The following is a 19,196-nucleotide window of genomic DNA, read 5'->3' on the forward strand; positions in this document are numbered from 1 at the left end:
CCATGTTCAAGTGGCTCCTCGACACCGCCCTGGCCAACCGGCTGCTGGTGCTGCTGACCGCAGCCGTGCTGATGGCCCAGGGCGCTCACACGCTGTCGCGCACGCCGGTCGACGTTTTCCCCGACCTCAACCAGCCCACCGTCACGCTGATGACCGAAGCCGGCGGCATGGCCCCCGAAGAGGTCGAACAACTCATCACCTTCCCGCTGGAGACCTCGCTGGGTGGCCTGCCCGGCGTGCAGGCGGTGCGCTCCACATCGAGCGCTGGGCTGTCCTTCGTCTACGTGAGCTTCGACTGGTCCACCGACATCTACCGTGCGCGGCAGATGGTGGCCGAGCGACTGGGCACGATGGGCGAGGCCCTGCCCGATGGCATCACGCCGCACATGGGGCCGGTCAGCTCGATCATGGGCGAGGTGATGCAGATCGCCATCCCGATCGACACCACCCAGGTCTCGCCGATGGCGGTGCGCGAGCACGCCGACTGGGTGCTGCGCCCGCGCCTGATGGCCATCCCCGGCGTGGCGCAGGTCGTGCCGATCGGTGGCGAGGTGCGGCAGTTCCAGGTGCAGCCCGACACCGAGCGCATGGCCGAACTCGGCGTCACGCTGGCCGAGCTGACCACGGCGTTGCGGGGCTTTTCGGCCAACACCTCGGGGGGGTTCCTGGAGCGCAACGGCCGCGAGTACCTGATCCGCCACCTCGGCCGCACCACCGAGCTGGCCCACCTGCAGGACCTCGCGCTCACCTCGCGCAACGGTCAACCGGTGCTGCTGCGCCAGGTGGCCGGGGTCAGCTTTGCCCCCGCCATCAAGCGTGGCGACGCGGGTTTCGAGGGCCAGCCCGCCGTCATCCTCGGCATCCAGAAGCAGCCGTCGGCCGACACGCTCGCGCTCACCCGCACCATCGAGGCCGCGCTGGTGGACATGCGTGGCTCACTGCCCCCTGGCATGGCCGAGCCGCGCGTGACCTTCCGCCAGGCCAGCTTCATCGAGGCCTCGGTGACCACGCTGCAAGGCAAGCTCATCGGCGCGGCGGTGTTCGTGGCGGTGATCCTGTTCGCCTTCCTGGGCACCTGGCGCCCCACGCTGATCGCGCTGACGGCCATCCCGGTGTCCATCCTCGCCACGGTGCTGGTGTTCCGCTGCTTCGGGCTGTCGATCAACACGATGACGCTGGGCGGCCTGGCGATCGCCATCGGCGGGCTGGTGGACGACGCGGTGGTGGACGTGGAGAACATCCTTCGCCGGCTGAAGGTCGAGCGCACGAAGCCCGAAGACCAAAGGCTGCCCTGGCTGCAGGTGGTGCGTGATGCATCCATGGAGGTGCGATCGGGCATCCTGTATGCGACCGCCATCATCGTGCTGGTGTTCCTGCCGCTGTTCGCGCTGCCGGGCATCGAAGGGCGGTTGTTCGTGCCGCTGGGCATCGCCTTCATCGTCTCGACGCTGGCTTCGCTGCTGGTGTCGGTGACGGTCACGCCCGTGCTGGCCTCGTGGCTGCTGCCGCGCATGGCCTCGGCCGGCCACGGTGACACGAAGGCGCTGACGTGGCTGAAGGCGCGCTACGAGGCGGCGCTGCGGCGCGTGCTGGCCCACCCGCGTCGTGCGCTGGTGGCAGCGGGCGTTGCCGTGCTCACTGCACTGGCCGCGGTGCCTTTTTTCCCGACCACCTTCCTGCCGCCATTCAACGAAGGCACGCTGCTCATCGGGCTGCGGCTGAACCCGGGCGTCACGCTGGCCGAGTCGTCGGCGCTGGCGGCCCAGGCCGAGCGCCTGGTTCGCGAGGTGCCCGAGGTGACGCACGTGGGGCGGCGAAGCGGCCGCGCCGAGCTCGACGAACACGCCGAAGGGGTGCACGTGAGCGAGCTCGACGTGGGCCTGCAGCCCGCGTCCGAACCCAAGCGCAGCATGGCCGAGGTCCAGGCCGACATCCGATCGCGGCTGGTGAACCTGCCGGTGTCCATCGCCATCGGCCAGCCCATCTCTCACCGCATCGACCACATGCTCTCGGGCGTGCGCGCGCCCATCGCCATCAAGGTGTTTGGCGAAGACCTGGACACGTTGCGATCCCAAGCCGAGGCCCTGCGCGCGCGGCTGGCAGCCATCCCCGGCGTGGCCGACCTGGAGGTCGAAAAACAGGTGCTGGCGCCGCAGATCCAGGTGCGCATCGACCACGAGGCTGCTTCGCGGCTGGGCGTGCCGGTGGCGCAGGTGCTCTCGGCCTTGCAGACGCTGGTCGAGGGCGAAGAGCTCGCGCAGCTCAGCGAAGGCAACCGCCGTTTCGCGCTGGTGGTGCGCCTGCCCGAGAGCGCGCGCAGCCTCGAAGGCCTGAGCCAGGTGCTGCTGGAATCGCCCAACGGCCGCGTGCCGCTGTCGCAACTGGCGCGCATCGAAGAAGGCGACGGCCCCAACCAGGTCAGCCGCGAAGACGGGCGCCGACGCATCGTGCTGTCGGCGAGCACCGAAGGCCGGGCGCTGTCCGATGTGGTCGAAGACATCCGCCAGGCGGTGGCCCAGCACACGCTGCCCACCGGCTACTTCGTGACCCTGGGCGGGCAGTTCCAGGCGCAGGAAGAGGCCAGCCGGCTGGTGGGCCTGCTGTCCATCGTCTCGCTGGTGCTGATGTTCGCGGTGCTGCACACGCGCTATCGATCGGCGCGCCTGGCGGTGCTCATCATGGCCAACATCCCGCTGGCCTTGGTGGGTGCGGTGCTGGGCCTTTGGCTGTCAGGGCAGCCGCTGTCGGTGGCCGCGATGATCGGCTTCGTCACGCTGGCCGGCATCTCGGTGCGCAACGGCATCCTCAAGGTCAGCCACTGGCTCAACCTGATGCGGCTGGAAGGTGAAGGCTTCGATCAGGCCATGATCGTGCGCGGCTCGCTGGAGCGCCTGAGCCCCGTGTTGATGACGGCGCTGGTGACGGCCTTCGCGCTGGCGCGCCTGCTGTTTGAGGCCGAGAGGCCCGGCACCGAGATCCTGCACCCGGTGGCGGTGGTGATCTTCTCGGGGCTCATCAGCTCGACGCTGCTCGACACCTTCCTGACGCCGGTGCTGTTCTGGCTGTTCGGCAGGCAGGACGCGCAGAGATTGGCCAGCGAGGAGGAGGGGCGCGTGGTGGAGGCGTTCTGACCGCGCGATCAACCCCGTGGTGAAGGTGCGCCTTGGCGCGGCCATGCCGAAAGGCGATGGGCTGCGCCCATGTCGCGCGAGTCAGCGTCCTTCACCACATCAGCGCAACAGCTGCCACGCCAGGCCCGCCAGGCCCGACGCCAGCACGACCGGGATCACGCCCACCTTGAATCGAAACAGGGCCAGCGCCGCCCCGGCCCCGATGGCCGCAGCGGCCCACTCGAAGCCGCCAGCAAAACCCTGTGGCCACAGCACGTGGTACGCGAAGAACACCGCCAGGTTGACGATCACGCCCACCACCGCAGCGGTGATGCCCGTCAGCGGCGCGGTGAAGCCCAGCTTGCCGTGGGTGGACTCGATGAACGGGGCCCCCAGGAAGATGAAGCAGAACGAAGGCAGGAAGGTGAAACAGGTGACGACACCCGCCGCCACAACGCCCGCCAGAGGCAAGGCCTCGGGCCCGAACAGCGCCTTCGTCCAGCCGCCCACAAAGCCCACGTAAGACACCACCATGATCAGCGGTCCCGGCGTGGTCTCGCCCAAGGCCAGGCCATCGATCATCTGCGCAGGCGTGAGCCACTGGAAATGCTCGACCGCCCCCTGGTAGACATAGGGCAGCACCGCGTACGCGCCACCAAAGGTCAGCAGCGCCGCCTTGGTGAAAAACCACGCCATCTGCGTGAGCACGGCGTCCCAGCCCAGCAGCAGCGTCAGCCCGCCGATGCCCGCGGCCCACAAGGCCAGGCACACCACCAGCACGCGCCAGAAATGCCCCCAGGTGAAGCGGGCATGGGCCGGTGTGGGCGTGTGGTCGTCGATGACCGCGGGGCCCTGAGAGGCGCTCGCCGCGCCATGCCCGCCACCCACCATGAACCGCTCAGGCGCCATGCGCCCGCCGATGAACCCGACCACGCCCGCCATCAGCACGATCAGCGGAAACGGCAGGCCCAGCGCGAAGATGGCCACGAAGGCCGCCACCGCGATGCCCCACAACCAGCCGTTCTTGAGCGCCCGCGAGCCGATGCGCACCGCCGCCGAGACCACGATGGCCGTGACCGCCGGCTTGATGCCGTACAGCACACCCGCCACCGCCGGCACTTGCCCCCACGCCAGGTACACCCACGACAGCGCGATCAGGATGAACAGCGAGGGCAGCACGAACAGCCCGCCCGCCACGATGCCGCCCCAGGTGCGGTGCATGAGCCAGCCGATGTAGGTGGCCAGCTGCTGCGCCTCGGGGCCCGGCAGCACCATGCAGTAGTTCAGCGCGTGCAAAAAGCGCCGTTCCGAGATCCAGCGTTTGCGCTCGACCAGGTCTTCGTGCATGAGCGCGATCTGGCCGGCCGGGCCGCCGAAGCTGAGGAAACCCAGGCGCAGCCAGTACAGGAAGGCTTGCCAGAAGGTGGGTGGGGTGGGTTCGGTGATGGGCTTCGGGGTGGTCACGGCGTTCTCACAGCATCGATCCAGGCTGCGCATTGTGCGCGCGCGAGGCCTTGCCCAAGCTGCGGTACGCTCCCGGGCCATGCCCTCACCTTTGCGCGCCCGCCCAACCCACTGCCTGACCGGCGGCGCGGGCTGGCTGCTGGGCTGGCTGGCCGCCTGCGCGCTGGACGGCATCGCCGACCTGGGCAACCAGGCCCTGCCGCTGGTGCTGGCGGCGGCCTTTGCCAGCCTCTGGTGGCCTGCCTGGCTGGCCACCCTGGCCTGCGTGGTGTCGGTTCTGGCGTTCAACTGGCTGTTCGTGCTGCCACTCGGCAGCTTTCATGTCTCGCTGGAGCGCGACTGGGAGTCCCTCGAAGAAATCGTGGGCGCGGTGTTGCGGCGCGTGCGCGCCCGCGACCCAGGCCGCCGCGTGCAAGCCCGCATCGCGCCCGGCCTGCCCCTGCTGCATTGCGACGCCGTGCTGATGGTGCAACTGCTGGAGAACCTCATCGACAACGCCCTGAAGTACGCCCCGACCGAGCAGGCCATCGAGGTCAAGGGGCGGCTGCACGATCAGCGCGTGTGCCTGGCCGTGCGCGACCACGGCCCCGGCATCCCGGTGCAAGAACGCCATCGCCTGAGCCAGGCCTTCGAGCGCGGCGATGCCGGGCGTCGCTCAGGCTCGCGGGGCGCAGGCCTGGGGCTGGCGCTGTGCCAGGCGATCGCCCGGGCCCATGGCGCCACCTTCATCCTGCGCGAACGCGACCAGGGCGGCTGCCACGCCGAGGTGTGCTTTCCGCTGACGACCGCCCCGCGCATCGACGACGAGGAGGCCACGGCATGAGCGTGCGCGTGCTGCTGGTGGAAGATGACAAGGAACTGCGCACCACCTTGCGCGAGGTCATGCAGGTCGAGGGCCACGAGGTGGCCGTGGCCTCCAGCCTGGCCGATGCACGGGCGCAACTGCGGCACGCAACGCGCCCCACGCCCTTCGACCTGATCGTGCTGGACCTGGGCCTGCCAGACGGTGAAGGCCGCGACCTGCTGGCCGAGGTGCGCGCACAAGGCAGCTGTCCCGTGCTGGTGATCTCGGCGCGGCACGACGACGGCCAGAAGATCGCCCTGCTCGACGAAGGCGCCGACGACTACCTCGTCAAGCCCTTTGCCGCTGGCGAGCTGCTGGCGCGCATGCGGGTGGCCTTGCGGCACCGGGGGCAGACCATCCAGGCCGCCATCACCCGCTACAGCCGCCGAGGCATCGATGTGGACCTGACTCGTCGCACCGTGTTGCGCGAGGCCCCCCCCGTGCACCTGACGCCCAACGAGTTCAAGCTGCTCGCCAGGCTGGTGCGCAGCACCGGGCAGGTCGTCACCCATCGACAGTTGCTGTCCGATGTGTGGGGCCCCGAGCACACCGCCGACACCCACTACCTGCGCCTGTACATGGGCCAGTTGCGCGCCAAGCTGGAAGCCGACCCGGCCGAGCCGCAGTTGCTGCTGACAGAGACCGGCGTGGGCTACCGGCTGGCCGATTGAGCCCCGACCCGCGCATCCTTATGCTTTCCTGACGCGGTCTTGCGCAGACTGGGTGCCAGCATGACTCCAGCATGGCCACCCATGACCCCCAACGACCCCACCACCCCATCCGCTCACGACGGCCCCAACAAGCAAGGCCTCGCCGCCCTCACCCTGGGTGCCATCGGCGTCGTCTACGGGGACATCGGCACCAGCCCGCTCTACACCGTCAAAGAGGTCTTCGCGCCGCACACCGGTGTGCCGCTCGACCACCTCCACCTGATCGGCGCCATCGCCACCATCTTCTGGGCGCTGATGCTGGTCGTCACGCTCAAATACGTGATCCTGATCCTGCGCGCCGACAACCACGGCGAAGGCGGCGGCCTGGCGCTCACGGCGCTGGCAGCCGCGGCCGTGAAGGACCGCCCACGCTTGCGGCAGGCACTGCTTCTGCTGGGCGTCTTCGGTGCCACGCTGTTCTATGGCGACAGCGTCATCACCCCGGCGATCTCGGTGCTGGGCGCCATGGAAGGCCTGCAGGTCATCGCCCCCGGGCTGGAGAGCCTGGTGCTGCCCGCGTCCGTGCTCATCCTCATCGGGCTGTTCATGGTGCAGCGATTTGGCACGGGCTTCGTGGGCCGCTTCTTCGGGCCCGTGATCGTGTTGTGGTTCGTCACGCTCGGGGCCGTGGGCCTGTGGTACATCTCGCAGCAGCCGGCCATCCTGGCCGCGCTCAACCCGCTGCACGCCTGGGCCTTCGTCACCGACCGGGGTTGGCAGTTGCTGGCCACGCTGGGCGCCATCGTGCTGGCGTTGACCGGCGCCGAGGCGCTCTACGCCGACATGGGCCACTTCGGCAAGCGACCCATTCAACTGGCCTGGACGACGCTGGTGCTGCCCGGCCTGGCTCTGAACTACATGGGCCAGGGTGCGCTGCTGATGGGCGATCCAAGCGCCATCGAGAAACCCTTCTACCGGCTCTTCCCCGACTCGTGGCTGGTGCCCGCACTGGTGCTGGCCTCGCTGGCGGCCATCATCGCCTCGCAGGCCGTGATCTCGGGCGCCTATTCGATGACCAAGCAAGCCATCCAGCTCGGCTTTTTGCCACGCATGGCCATCCGCTACACCTCGGCGCGCGAGGTGGGCCAGATCTACATCCCGGCGGTCAACTGGGCGCTGCTGCTGGCCGTCATCGCCGCCGTGCTGCATTTCGAGACTTCCTCGGCGCTGGCCTCGGCCTACGGCATCGCCGTCACGCTGACGATGATGATCACCACGGTGTTGACCTACTTCGTGGTGCGCAACGCCTGGAAGCTGCCCCTGCCCGTGGCCATCGGCGCCACCGCCTTCTTCCTGTCGGTGGATGCGCTGCTGGTGGCCGGCTGCGCGGTGAAGTTTTTCGACGGCGGCTGGTTCCCCCTGGCGCTCGGCGGCATGTTGTTCGTGGGCATGAGCACCTGGGCACGCGGCCGCCAGCTGCTGCTCGAGAGCATCCACCGCGATGGCCTGGCGCTGCAGCCCTTCATCGACACCCTGGACCCGCGCAGCGTGAACCGCAGCACCCGCACCGCCGTCTACCCCGTGGCCGACCCGTCCACCGTGCCCCAGGCCCTGCTGCACAACCTCAAGCACAACCAGGTTCTGCATGAACGCAACGTCGTGCTCACCGTGCGCTTTCACGACGTGCCCTGGGTGCCCACGAGCGAGCGCATCGAGGTGCAGCCGCTGTCGCGCAGCTTCTGGCAGGTGACGCTGCACTACGGCTTCATGAACACGCCCGACGTGCCCCAGGCGCTGACGCTGGCCGAATCCCACGGGCTGAAGATCCCGACCTTCGAGACCACCTTCTTCCTGAGCCGCGAGAGCGTGGTGCCCACGCCAGGCGCCGGCATGGCCAACTGGCGCGAAACCCTGTTCGCCGCCATGAGCCGCAACGCGGGTGGGGTGGTCGACTTCTTCAGGCTGCCGGACAACGCCGTGGTGGAGCTGGGCACTCGGGTGCAGATCTGAGCGACTCGCGCTCTGCCACCAGAGCGCCATCTTCACCGCCAATCATTGAGGCATGCACCACCCCGTTCTTGCCCCGCTGCTTGGCCAGGTACATGGCCTCGTCGGCCCGCTGGGTGAGCTCTGCATCGGTCTGCCCGTCTTGAGGGCACCGGGCCACGCCGATGCTGGCGGTCACGGCCGCAGGCGAGCCATCGAGCTCATAGGGCTGCCCGATCGAGGCAACCAATCGGCAGGCCAGCAGGTCGACGTCATCGCTGGCCTGCCCGATGTGAGCCAGCACCACGAACTCGTCACCGCCCAGGCGAGCAACGAAGTCCCCCTGGCGCACGGCGCGGCTCAATCGCTGCGCCACCTGCGTCAGCAGCAGGTCACCCGCCTGGTGGCCCAGCACATCGTTGACCTTCTTGAAGCCGTCCAGGTCCAGCAGCATCAGCGCGAAAGGCTCTCCCCTCTCACGCCATGCCGCAGACATCTCCGCCAGCCGGCGACCGAAGTGCGCACGGTTGGGCAAGGACGTCAGGCTGTCGTGGTAGGCCATGTGTTCGATCCGCCGCGCGTTCTCGGCACGTTCGGCTTGCTCCCGCTCGCGCAAGACCTGGACCTTGCGCGTGAGCACGCTCAGCGCCAGGGCCAGCCCGAGCACCACCACGGTGATGCCCACGCTGCGCACGTTGCGCGCATGGGCCTCGGCGCGCACATCCTGGAGCCGTTCGCCTTCGCTCAAGGCCACGACCACGGCCAGCGGGAACCCATACAGCGGGCGCGAGCCAATGTAGCGGGGCTCGCGGCCCCAAGGGGTCGGGCGCAGGGCAGCCTCGCCGACCTCCGCCTCGTCTTGGGGCAGGACCTGCGAGAAGTCCACCTTGGCGCCGGACGCGACCTGTTCCCCCGTTCTCATCGCCCGCACAACGCCATCCTGGCCGATCACGGCCAGCACCCCCGCGTTGCCAAACCGCTGGGTGTCGTGGTCGCTGACCAGGTAGCTGACCGGCATGGTGATCACCACGATCTCGCTGCCATCGCCATCGTCCACCCTTCGGCTGATGTCCATGACCGCCTCGCCCCCACCGGCGGGCTGGTAGGGCCGGCTGACGAACAGCTCCGAAAAGGCGGCATGGTGCGCCAGCAGTTCGCCCGACACCGACTCGCCCGCCCCGTCCGATCGGGAGCTCGCCAACACCCGGCCCTGGCTGTCGACCAGCCGCGTCGTGAAGAGCAACTTGGGCAGCAGCAGGTTCTGAGCGTGCAACTCGGCGAAATCGCCCCCCTTGCCGGCAAAGCGGCGCGCGTAAGCGATCAGCTTGAGGTTCTGGTTGATTTCGTTGAGGGCGCGAAGGGTCTGGGCCTCGTAGGTGTCGACGAGGCGCTCGGTGGCCAGCAGGGACGTCTCGTGCGCGCGCTTTTCCTCGGTGCGGGACGTGTTGAATGTCACGCCCCACATGAGTGCCAGAGCGACCAACGCGGCAACCGGCACGAGCACATGGGGTGCCGCCAGCCAGCGCAACGCGTGACGCAAAGGGTTCATCGGTCCATCCTGCAGGTCGAGGTATCGTTTGGGTAATCGGCCAAAACCCTGCATTCTTGAGCCTGGCGCTGCCGAGCCGGCCAGCGCTACAGTTCACCACCCAACAGCCGATGACCCCAAGATGAGAATGTCCCTCAGCGCACCGCTCCTGATGGCCGTGGGCATGACGCTGAGCGGCGTGGCCCTGGCGGACAAGGTCGCGGTCATCACCGCCGTCAACGCCCCCCCGTTGTCCAAGTCGCAACTGGCCAAGGTCTACCTGGGGCGCAGCTTCGAGCGCACTCCGCTGGACCTGCCCGAAGGGCACCCCCTGCGCGCGGTGTTCTACCGCGCTGCGACCGACAGCGACCTGACCCAGGTTCGCACCACCTGGGCCCGGGTGATGTTCACAGGCCGAGGCGAGCCGCCTCGCGAATTGCCCGATGCGGCGGCCGTCAAAGCCGCCGTGGCAGCCAATGCCAACGTCGTGGGCTACATCAACGCCAGCATGGTCGACAACTCCGTGCGCACCGTGATGGTCTTGCCGTGAGGGACACATGAAGCCGCTGTCACATCCCCCTCTCCTGTTGATCGCCTGCTGCGGGCTCCTGCCCCTGCTGGCCCATGCCCAATTCGAATCGGCCGACGGCCGACTCAAAATTTCCGGTTTCGGCACACTGGGCGTGGCGATCTCCGACGAAGACAAGGTGGCCTACTCCCAACCTGGCCGCCTCGATGGCGTGCGCGACGGACTCAACCTCAAGCTCGACACCAAGTTGGCCGTGCAAGGCCGTTACAAGCTCACGAACACCGTCACCGCCACGGTCCAGCTGCTGTCCAAGCACCGGCCTCAGAAGGACTTCAAGCCCGAGGTGGAGTGGGCCTTCCTGCGCTGGGACGCCAGCCCATCGCTGTCGCTGCGCGCCGGGCGCCTCGTCTCGCAAACGTTCATGCTCTCCGATGCCCGCGACGTGCATTACACGCAGTTGACGGCCCGCCCGCCCATGGACGTGTACGGACAGGTGCCGGTCAACCGCTTCGAAGGCGGTGACCTCACCTACCGGTTCGAGCTGGCCGACACCGCGATGCAGGCCTCGCTGTGGGGTGGTCAATCGAAGTCGAAGTACGCGGCGCTGGTGCTGGCCGAAGAAAACACCGTCACCTACGAGCTGCGCCACCTGATCGGGTTCAACCTGAGCGCTTCGCTGGACAACGGCCTGAGCCTGCGAGCCGGAACGGCCTCGGCCAGGGCGACCATCCACGACCGCAATGATCAAAAGCTGATCGGCGCGTCCGCCTTCGTGCTGTCTGCGCTGGATGACTTCTACGGCGACGGCGACAGGGTCCGCTTCTCGGGCATCGGCGCGTCGTACGACCGCGACCAGTGGCTGGTGAACGCGGAGTACACGGTCCGCCAAGGCAAGAGCCGCATCCCCGACACCAAAGGTTGGTACCTCACCGCAGGCTACCGCCTGGGCGCGTTCACGCCTTACCTCGGCGTCTCCAGCGTGCAGGTGACGGACTCGAACCGCAACAACCCCTTCCAGGCAGCGCTGGGGCAACCCTCGCCCCTGGCACCCTTGGCGGCCGACATCCAGCGCTTCATGGAAGGCCTGCACGTCACCGAACGCACCTCGATCCTGGGCGTGCGATGGGACGCCGCCAGCCAGGTGGCCTTGAAGCTGCAGCTCAACCACATCCACAAGCCGGCGCAGTCGTCGGGCTGGTTCTACGCGCCCGATGGCGGCTTCTCCAGTGCATCCGCCGACTTCTATGGGCGCGAGCAGCGCGTCAACTTGCTGTCGCTGACGCTGGACTTCGTGTACTGAGCGGGGTTTCTCGTACCATCAGGAGGCGCACAACAAAGTCTCAAAGTGCCTCCGCTGGGACAGCACTGATGCTCCGCCCTAAAACATGAGCGCAAAGATTAAAAAGTTGAGGTGCGCCTCGCAAGACACGCTCTGCATCAGTCAAACATAGTTTTAAAGCTCGCTGTCAGCCCTTATGTTTCCGACCTTCCCGAGAGGGGCGACCATCCCATCAATCTTGACTGCATATGCGCAGACAGGAGGCTCCCATATGAGGAGGGTGAGCAAGGGCAGACTCATCATCACTCAGCCCATGGGGTTGGCGAGCTATGGAAGCAAGCTGCAGCAATTGGCGGATCAACATCTCCAAGAGATGATCAGCACGGACGAACTCCTGCGATATCACACGCTGGCTCCCACTCACCTAAGTTTTCGCCGTCCAGATGATCGCCCAGGGACATGTGAACCTACTGAGAATTGGCTCCTCACTGACTGGACCTTCGTACACTCAAAGGCTGCACGTTTGTGTCCAGTTTGTGTTGAAGAGGACATCGCTCAATACGGCTGTGGTCATTGGCGACGTGAGCATCAACTGCGCCATGTCTGTATTTGTACAAGGCACGGCCAAGCACTGCATGAAAAATGCACCGAACCAGGCTGCGATGCCACTTTGGGCACCCTCTCAAAACGGCTTCCCAGTCAACCGTGCCCGACCTGCAAAAGCGCCTACAGCGTTCCACTAGAACATCCTTCTATCAGTCACGGCTACGCCAGTTTCTGCAAGCTCTTCACGGATGCGGTAGAGATGTACATCCCTGAGGTTGCACCAAGCAACAGGCACGAGCTTCAGTCGTTCAGCTATGACGTGTGTGGAGGACGGCTGGATGTCTTTGAACAGATGCTTAAGCACTGGCTAGGCCCTCAGGCTTGCCATGCCGGTGACGCAGCGGAGATCGCCATCGAGTGGCTTCGCGCCCCAATCGAAACCCAATGTTTTCGCCTGGTCGAACCATCTTGGGTTCTTTTGGCCGCATTCAAAAGAGACATAACCGGGTCACCAGCTGGGCAGCCTGAGTACTACTGGTAGCGTCGCTCAATAGCCCCAATCCTCATGCCTAACCGGCAGCCTGTTGAGCTGCTTCCTCAACTGCTGCCAATGCGGCAAGTACAAATCCATCAGGTCGATGAACCGCTGGTTGTGTGTGGGCTCCAGCAGGTGCACCAGTTCATGCACCACGATGTATTCCAAGCACTCCATCGGCTTCTTGGCCAGGTCGGTATTCAGCCGGATGTAGCCTGACTCAGGCGTGCAGCTGCCCCACTTGGTCTTCATGCGCTGCACGAACACCCTCTGCGCCTTCACCTTCAGCAGGGGCTCCCACTTCTCCAGCAACGCGGGCACAGCATCCCGCACCTGCTGCCGGTACCAGCCGTCCAGCACCTCTTCGCACCTGGCCTGATCTGCTCCCGGCCGCACTTGCAGCTTCAGCTTGCGAGGCGTCAGGCTCACGTTAGGCGCTGCATCAGCATGGCTGATCTCCAGCAGGTAGCGCTTGCCCCACAGGTAGTGGCTTTCCTTGTTCAGGTACTCGCGGGGCGTTTCGCGCTCCTGGGCCTGGAGCTTGCGCTGCTGTGACCGAATCCAACTCAGCTTCGAGATCACGAACAGCCGAATCGTGTCCAGCGGCATGCTCTGTGGTGCCGCCACGCGAACCTTGCCCACAGGCGGCAGCACGCTCAGGTGAACGTGTTTGATCGCTTTGCGGGTCACTTCCGCACGCAGCTCACCCAGATCCAGCACGTCGCGCATCAGTACTCCTTCTGCGCAAACACGATGGGGAACAGGCGGTTCACTTCCTTGATGTCTTTCAGCACATCAAACATGGCCTGCTTGACCATCTGCTCTTTGGCCACCACGCCGCGCCAGCCATCGGGGCGCTTGGCCTTGATGGCGGCGTCCAGCAGCATCGCCGTGTCCAGGGCCTTGTTGGTGTCGCCCCAGGGCACATCAGGCTGCTGTGCAGCGTCTGTGGCCACATGGTCCTTCAGGTTGTTGTACAGGGCCAGTTGGCCTGCAGTCTTCACCTGCTGAGGGGTGTCGTCGGCCTTGCCGGCGCTCACCTTCTTGGCCACCTCGGCAATGCGCGCAAGGTAGTCCTCGTACTCGATGGCCTTTTCCTTTCGCAGGCGGATGATCTCGTCCAGCAAGGCCGACATCTTGGCGAAGTAGGCCGGGTCGGTCAGCTGTTCCTTCAGGATCTTGCTGCGAACGTTGTTCTCGATCGTCTCGGCAATCGATTCCTGGTTGCCCTTCATGTCGCTCAGGCGCTCGGCAATCGCGTCAGCGATGCCCGTCTTCACGATCAGGTCGAGCAAGCCAATGCCATCGAAGGGCGAGATCTTGCGGGGTGCCTGTGCCTCGATGTAAGTGTCGATGAGGTGGCGCATGTCCGCCTCGTAGGGTTTCAGGTCCAGCGTTTCGCCTGACGCCTTGCGGATGATCTCTCTCAGGTTCAGGTAGTGCTTCTGCAGGCTCTTCAGGCTCTCGATCTGCTCGGGCGTGTAGCCTGCGGCTTCCAGCTCGTCGGCAATGCCAGCAAACGCACGCACCAGCGCCACCACCGCCTTGTAAAGCGCCACGCGGTGCGGCTCGCGGGCCTTCAGGTCGTCCGGGATCTCGGTGTTGCCGCAGAAGTAGTGAATGTGTTCCAGATCGCCCTTGGGCGGGTCCACCGGCTCACACAGCAGGGCCAACGCTTCGACTGCGTCGTCCAGGCGAGCGCGGCCGGCCTCAAGGCGATCCTTGACCATGATCTCAGGGTCGGTGCCGCCAGCACTGTGGTCAAGCTCGGCGGTGTACACCGCGATGGCCTTTTCGACCTTCTTGAACAGGTCTTTGTAGTCAACGATGTAGCCGAAGTCCTTGTCTTCACCGTCGAGGCGGTTGGTGCGGCAAATGGCCTGGAACAGGCCGTGGTCCTGCATCGGCTTGTCGATGTAGAGGTAGGTGCAAGGCGGTGCGTCGAAGCCCGTCAAAAGCTTGTCCACCACGATCAGCAGCTTCATCTGCGCGGGCGTCTTGATGAAACGCTGCTTCACGTCCTGCTCGTAGGATTCGGTCTTGTTCATGCCCGGGCTGGGCGTCACGTCCTTCAGCAGCTCGGTGTAGGTGTTGTAGATGAACTGCTTGTCGCTCTCGGTGTTGGCGCCAGTTTCTTCCTTGCTGATGTCGGCAGCCTGTGGGTTGTACGAGGTGACGATGGCGCAGCGGCCTTTGAACACCGTCTTGCCGAACAGCACGAAATACTTGCAGGCCTCGTAGATGCTCGACGCCACGAGGATGGCGTTGCCCCGCTCGTTCGACAGCCGAGGCTTGACGGCAAAGTCGAACACGATGTCGGCCACCACCCGGTCCATGCGGGCGCGTGAGCTGAGCACGTTCTGCATCGTGCCCCATTGCTTCTTCAGCTCGTCCTTCTGCCAGTCGTTCAGGCCCTTGGTCTTGGCCTCGAACCATTGGTCAATCTGGTCGGTGTTGCCCAGCTTCTGGTCGATGTCGCGTGCCTCGTAGACCAGGTCCAGCACCACGCCGTCTTCCACGGCCTCGGCGAACTTGTAGGTGTGGATGTAGCCACCAAACACCTCCAGGCTGGTCTGCGCGTCTTGCTTCAGCAGTGGCGTGCCCGTGAAGCCTATGAACACGGCATTGGGCATCATGGCCTTCATCAGCCGGTGCAGCTTGCCGCCCTGGGTGCGGTGGCATTCGTCCACGAACACGTAGATCTCGCCCTGGGTGGGGCTGGGCTGGGCGGCCAGGTCGCGCAGGAAGGCTTCGAAGTCATCCACATCGCGGCGGCCGAACTTGTGCACCAGCGAGCACAGCAGGCGAGGGTTGGGCTGCGCCAGTTGGGCCATCAGGTCGTGGCCGCTTTGGCTGCGGTGGATGGTTTCACCGGCATCTTTGAACACGCGCTCGATCTGGCGGTCCAGCTCGTCACGGTCGGTGATGATGGCCACGCGGGCGGCGGGCTTGTTCTCCAGAATCCATCGGGCCAGCAGCACCATCAGGATGCTCTTGCCCGCGCCCTGGGTGTGCCAGATGATGCCGCCGCGCCGCTGGTCCACATGTTTCTGCGCGGCCTTGATGCCGAAGTACTGGTGCACGCGGGGCAGCTTCTTCACGCCCCCGTCGAACAGCACGAAGTCGTGGATCAGCTCCAGCAAGCGGTGCTTGCTGCACAGCTTGGTCAGGTACTTGTCGAGCTTGTAGCCGGTGTTGTCGGCCTCGTCTTCCTTCCAGGTCAGGAAGTACTTCTCTTGCGTTTCGATGGTGCCGTAGCGCAGGCCTTCGGAATCATTGCCTGCCAGCACCATTTGCACGGTGCTGAAGAACCAGTCGTTGAACTCCGGCTGTTGGTTCGACAGGCACTGGCGAATGCCTTCACCCAAGCCCACGCGGCTGTTTTTCAGCTCCAGCACGCCCACTGCGATACCGTTGACGTACAGCACGATGTCGGGGCGGCGCTCATGGCCGCCTTTGAGGGTGACCTCTTCGGCGATGGCGAAATCGTTCTTGGCGGGCTCGGCCCAGTTCACTAGGTGCACGGTTTCGGTAGCCTGCCCCGCCTCGACGCGCACCGACACGCCGTAACGCAGCAGCTCGTAAACGGCCTGGTTGGCCGCATACAGGGTGCGGCCATGCAGTGAGGCCTCAGACCGCAGCTTGTGCAGGGCTGCGCTGATGTGGGCGGGGCTGTAGCCACAGCGAGTCAGGTAAGCCGACAGCAAGCCCTCTTCGATGCAGTGGTTGCCGGGCCGATCAGACCAATCGCCCAGGTAGTCGTACTTCAGGGTGTCGGTGAACAGCTTGATCACCCTGTCCTGGGTGGCGCGTTCAGGCTTGTTGATGCTGTCACTCACGCGGCGCTCCCTGCCAATCAAGGGTTTGAATCTTCTGCGTATTCTCTCAAGAGATGGCTGGTTGGCCGCCAAACGTGCAATGTCAGATCAACCGAGATTTTCGATGTCGCCACACGCCCAAGATGGCCTTGCGTTCTTCGGCATTCGCCAGGCGTGACCGCCCTCTGTCGCCGAGAAAATTCGTCAACAGCCCATTCATGGCGACTCGGAACTCGTCCAGCGGGATTTCATCCCAGCTTTTCATGGTTGCCGTGGCGATCATGTGTTCGTCTTTGCCCCGCACCTTGCGTGTGGCCACCACCCGGGCCCAGGGCTGAACGGCGGTTTCTGCGGTTTTCCTGTCGGTCACGCTGGCAAGCACCAAGTCGCCAACCTGGAACTTGCATGTTGCCCCTGGCCAGGCAAAGGTGCTGATTTCTGCTCGAACCGATTCGTCCACCCGGGCTCGCCCTTCCGCTTCGGCTTTCTCAGAAGCAAGCTCTTGTGCGGCTGAGTAAGTGGCCGTGAAGAGCCTCAACAGGTGCAGTGGTGCCTCGTCTTGCTCACGCTCTCCAGCTTTGGGCTTGTCAGTGGCCTTCTGCCCTGGCCGTGGCTCACCTTGCAGGGGGTAGGTGGTGGGTGGTCGGTAGGCTTCAGCCAGCTCGGCGAGGAAGTGCTCGTCAACCTCTTCCAGGCAGTGTGTTTCCACAAACTGCCAGGCGGCTGTGGTCATGGCTTTGTCGGTGGCCCACACGCCGGCTTCCAGCAGGCGGTCACGACTGGTCTCAGAAGCGTTGCTGGACCCGATGAGTGCCGCCCCCGAAAAGGCAAACACCTTGGCGTGCAATGACTGCAGGGTGAAGATCCGAGCGCCTCGCTTGTGCCAGGCCAGAAGGTCTTTGCCGGAAACTTGCCCCGCCCTGGCTGATTTCAGATCGCACCGGGTGAGCACCCAGCTGCCGGCAGGAGGTTTGAGCCAACGGCTCACGCCCATGCCGATGAACGGCACCGCGATGCGGGCAGGGTGCCCGGCCTTCAGTGCCTGCTGAATGTTTTGCCAGATGGCCTCATTGGTCAACAACTCGAACTTCGCAGCCATGCGCAGCCTCCTTCGCTGCCTTTTGAGAAACCTGTCAGTGCCCCGTCCCCACGGGAATGAGCTTGAACTTCACTTCGTAGCGATAGAAGCTGATCTGCGGTACCGCAAGCAGAGCCCAGCGCAGCTTTTTGTCATCGTCCAGCGCGATGATGGCGCCCTCGACCGTCTGGTGGGTCTCGGCGATCTGCTCTTTCACGTAGCCCATGTATCGCAGGATCTGGCCGACCACCACGTCAGAGGCGCGGCCGCGCTTGAGTTCGACCACCAGCAGACGCTGCCCGTCTTTGCTCACGGCCAGGATGTCGATGGGGCCGGCGTCGGTCGCGTATTGCTGGCCCACCAGCTCGCCGTCTTCTTCGTAGATTTTGAAGTGCTGCGCCAGCTCGGTCTGTGCCCAGTTCTTCACCAGGAAGTCTTCCAGGTGCTTTTCCATGGCAAAGGCCACGGGGTCTTCCACCACCGGGTCGGTGGCGACGATGTTGGGTGCTGACTGGCCGGGCAGGGTCGAGAGGAACTGCTCGATCTCCTGGTGGTGGTCGGTGATGTTGCTCACCGTGCCGATGGAGCCTGTGGAGTTGCGCAGCGCCTCGCTCATGGCGGCGCGGGCGATGGTGATGGGTAGCCAGTTCACGCTGCGTCGGTGGGGCAGCACCTGCCCGGGTGCATAGGTGTAGCCTCCTTGCACTTCACCCACGAGATAGTTGCCCGAGCCATCGGGGCACAGCACGATGTCGCCCGCATCGATGCCTTTGGCCACCGTCCACAACGCGCCGCAGGCCAGGCCTGCGGCGATCTTGCTTTTGTCGGGGTGTCCGGCTAGGAACACGGGGATGAAAGCCGTATTGAACTGCCGCCATTCATCGGGCAATTGACCGGTGAGGTCAACGTGGATGCCGAAGTCGGCGCCGATGAAGCCGCCTGTGCGGCATTCCGCTGCGTGGGCGCTTTGGCGGCCCAGCATGACACGGTAGTAGCGCTTAGCGGGCTTGCTCATGCGGTGGGCTCCACGAGGCGGATGCGGCCGGTCAGCAGTGCTTGGGCCATGGCTCGTTTGAGGGCGCGGGCCTTTGTAAGGCGGGATTCAAGGGCTGACAGCTCTTCGTCCATGGCTGACAAGATCGAGGCGATTGCTTGCTGTTCATCAAAAGCGGGTAGGGACAGTGGGGCTTGCAACAAGGCTGTCTTTGCAATGTTGTACCGAGTTGCTCCTTGAGCAAGGGAGCTGACCGCCATACGCCCAGGACGTGAACGGAAGTAGTAGGCCATGAATAGGCCCGATATCTGGTCCGGCACGGAAGGCCTGAATCCAAAGCAAAAGCTGTTCAAGAAAGTGTTCGCCGCGCAGTCTTCCACCCAGGAGCAAAAGGCTACTTCTTCAGGCGTTTCGGATGAGCCATTGAAAAGCAGGTCACCTGGTTGAACGTTGTTCTGAGACTCAGTCGGCTCAACGTGAACGCTCTCTACGGCTTCCAGCGAAGTTCGAGTGTTGGTCATCACGTTCATGAAGGTGACGTACTTGCCTGCACCGTGACCAAAATCAGCCTTGCTCTTGCCTGTGAGCCCACCGTAGGTACGCCCGATATCTCCAAGCCGCATCGCTTTCCATTGGCCCGTAAATCCAGGCAGCCGCCGCTTGCCGGTGATCAGCTCCTGCATGGCGCCTTGCTTGATCTGGGTAATAGTCCGACGACCACCCTCTTGCCGAGTTGAGATGGCGGCATGAAGATCGCGTCCACTATGAAGATGGTGGACGCGATCGTAAAACAAGAGCCTGGCGCCAAGTCACGCTCTACGGGGGTGCGCTTACG

Annotated in this window: 14 protein-coding genes; 7 read left to right on the top strand and 7 right to left on the bottom strand. The window is 65.0% G+C overall.

Annotation, left to right across the window (positions count from 1 at the left end; genetic code table 11):
* The first annotated feature begins 2 nt into the window (after nucleotides 1-2).
* On the top strand, nucleotides 3-3,131 hold the full coding sequence (locus tag ABG80_RS10520) for an efflux RND transporter permease subunit (protein WP_058087631.1): 3,129 nt from the start codon (nucleotides 3-5) through the stop codon (nucleotides 3,129-3,131).
* 99 nt (nucleotides 3,132-3,230) lie between these two features.
* Here ABG80_RS10520 and chrA read toward each other — a convergent pair whose 3' ends face one another.
* The gene (gene chrA / locus ABG80_RS10525) at nucleotides 3,231-4,607 is read right to left on the bottom strand and encodes a chromate efflux transporter (RefSeq protein ID WP_083506000.1); all 1,377 of its coding nucleotides are present in this window, start codon (nucleotides 4,605-4,607) and stop codon (nucleotides 3,231-3,233) included.
* 46 nt (nucleotides 4,608-4,653) lie between these two features.
* Between chrA and ABG80_RS10530 the strand changes: the two genes are divergently transcribed.
* The 3 genes from ABG80_RS10530 (at nucleotide 4,654) to ABG80_RS10540 (ending at nucleotide 8,078) form a co-directional block, all read left to right on the top strand.
* Nucleotides 4,654-5,397, top strand: a complete 744-nt coding sequence (locus ABG80_RS10530) for a sensor histidine kinase (protein WP_058087632.1) — start codon at nucleotides 4,654-4,656, stop codon at nucleotides 5,395-5,397.
* A complete protein-coding gene (locus ABG80_RS10535; RefSeq protein ID WP_058087633.1) occupies nucleotides 5,394-6,089 on the top strand; it encodes a response regulator in 696 nt (231 codons plus the stop codon). The genes ABG80_RS10530 and ABG80_RS10535 overlap by 4 nt, the downstream gene beginning before the upstream one ends.
* Nucleotides 6,090-6,170: 81 nt before the next feature.
* Nucleotides 6,171-8,078 carry a potassium transporter Kup gene (locus ABG80_RS10540; RefSeq protein WP_058087634.1) on the top strand — a complete coding sequence of 636 codons (1,908 nt, stop codon included), beginning with the start codon at nucleotides 6,171-6,173 and terminating at the stop codon, nucleotides 8,076-8,078.
* On the opposite strand, the gene ABG80_RS23950 is transcribed toward ABG80_RS10540, so the two are convergent.
* Complete coding sequence (locus tag ABG80_RS23950) at nucleotides 8,026-9,603, bottom strand: diguanylate cyclase domain-containing protein (RefSeq protein ID WP_058087635.1); 1,578 nt, start codon at nucleotides 9,601-9,603, stop codon at nucleotides 8,026-8,028. The two genes, ABG80_RS10540 and ABG80_RS23950, sit on opposite strands and share 53 nt — an antisense overlap.
* 121 nt (nucleotides 9,604-9,724) lie before the next feature.
* Between ABG80_RS23950 and ABG80_RS10550 the strand changes: the two genes are divergently transcribed.
* The 3 genes from ABG80_RS10550 to ABG80_RS24065 all read left to right on the top strand — a co-directional run bounded on the left by ABG80_RS10550 (nucleotide 9,725) and on the right by ABG80_RS24065 (nucleotide 12,477).
* Nucleotides 9,725-10,132, top strand: a complete 408-nt coding sequence (locus ABG80_RS10550; RefSeq protein WP_152987570.1) for a hypothetical protein — start codon at nucleotides 9,725-9,727, stop codon at nucleotides 10,130-10,132.
* Nucleotides 10,133-10,139: 7 nt separating this feature from the next.
* Complete coding sequence (locus tag ABG80_RS10555) at nucleotides 10,140-11,411, top strand: hypothetical protein (RefSeq protein ID WP_152987571.1); 1,272 nt, start codon at nucleotides 10,140-10,142, stop codon at nucleotides 11,409-11,411.
* Nucleotides 11,412-11,586: 175 nt separating this feature from the next.
* Complete coding sequence (locus ABG80_RS24065; RefSeq protein ID WP_083506004.1) at nucleotides 11,587-12,477, top strand: TniQ family protein; 891 nt, start codon at nucleotides 11,587-11,589, stop codon at nucleotides 12,475-12,477.
* Nucleotides 12,478-12,483: 6 nt separating this feature from the next.
* Here the strand turns inward: ABG80_RS24065 and ABG80_RS10560 are convergent, their stop codons facing one another.
* From ABG80_RS10560 to ABG80_RS10580, 5 genes are all read right to left on the bottom strand, one after another.
* Nucleotides 12,484-13,200: a M48 family metallopeptidase gene (locus tag ABG80_RS10560; protein ID WP_058087638.1), complete on the bottom strand. Its 717-nt coding sequence runs from the start codon at nucleotides 13,198-13,200 to the stop codon at nucleotides 12,484-12,486.
* On the bottom strand, nucleotides 13,200-16,310 hold the full coding sequence (locus ABG80_RS10565) for a type I restriction endonuclease subunit R (RefSeq protein ID WP_058087639.1): 3,111 nt from the start codon (nucleotides 16,308-16,310) through the stop codon (nucleotides 13,200-13,202). Before ABG80_RS10565 ends, ABG80_RS10560 begins: the two co-directional genes overlap by 1 nt.
* A gap of 82 nt (nucleotides 16,311-16,392) precedes the next feature.
* Nucleotides 16,393-17,388, bottom strand: coding sequence for a phospholipase D-like domain-containing protein (locus ABG80_RS10570; RefSeq protein WP_058087640.1), 996 nt, complete (start codon nucleotides 17,386-17,388; stop codon nucleotides 16,393-16,395).
* Nucleotides 17,389-17,422: 34 nt separating this feature from the next.
* Nucleotides 17,423-18,382, bottom strand: a complete 960-nt coding sequence (locus tag ABG80_RS10575) for an endonuclease NucS domain-containing protein (RefSeq protein WP_058087641.1) — start codon at nucleotides 18,380-18,382, stop codon at nucleotides 17,423-17,425.
* Nucleotides 18,379-19,044, bottom strand: coding sequence for a restriction endonuclease subunit S (locus tag ABG80_RS10580; RefSeq protein ID WP_058087642.1), 666 nt, complete (start codon nucleotides 19,042-19,044; stop codon nucleotides 18,379-18,381). The genes ABG80_RS10575 and ABG80_RS10580 overlap by 4 nt, the downstream gene beginning before the upstream one ends.
* Nucleotides 19,045-19,196: the final 152 nt, after the last annotated feature.

It is taken from the genome of Aquabacterium parvum (assembly GCF_001447195.1).
Classification (GTDB): domain Bacteria; phylum Pseudomonadota; class Gammaproteobacteria; order Burkholderiales; family Burkholderiaceae_C; genus Aquabacterium; species Aquabacterium parvum.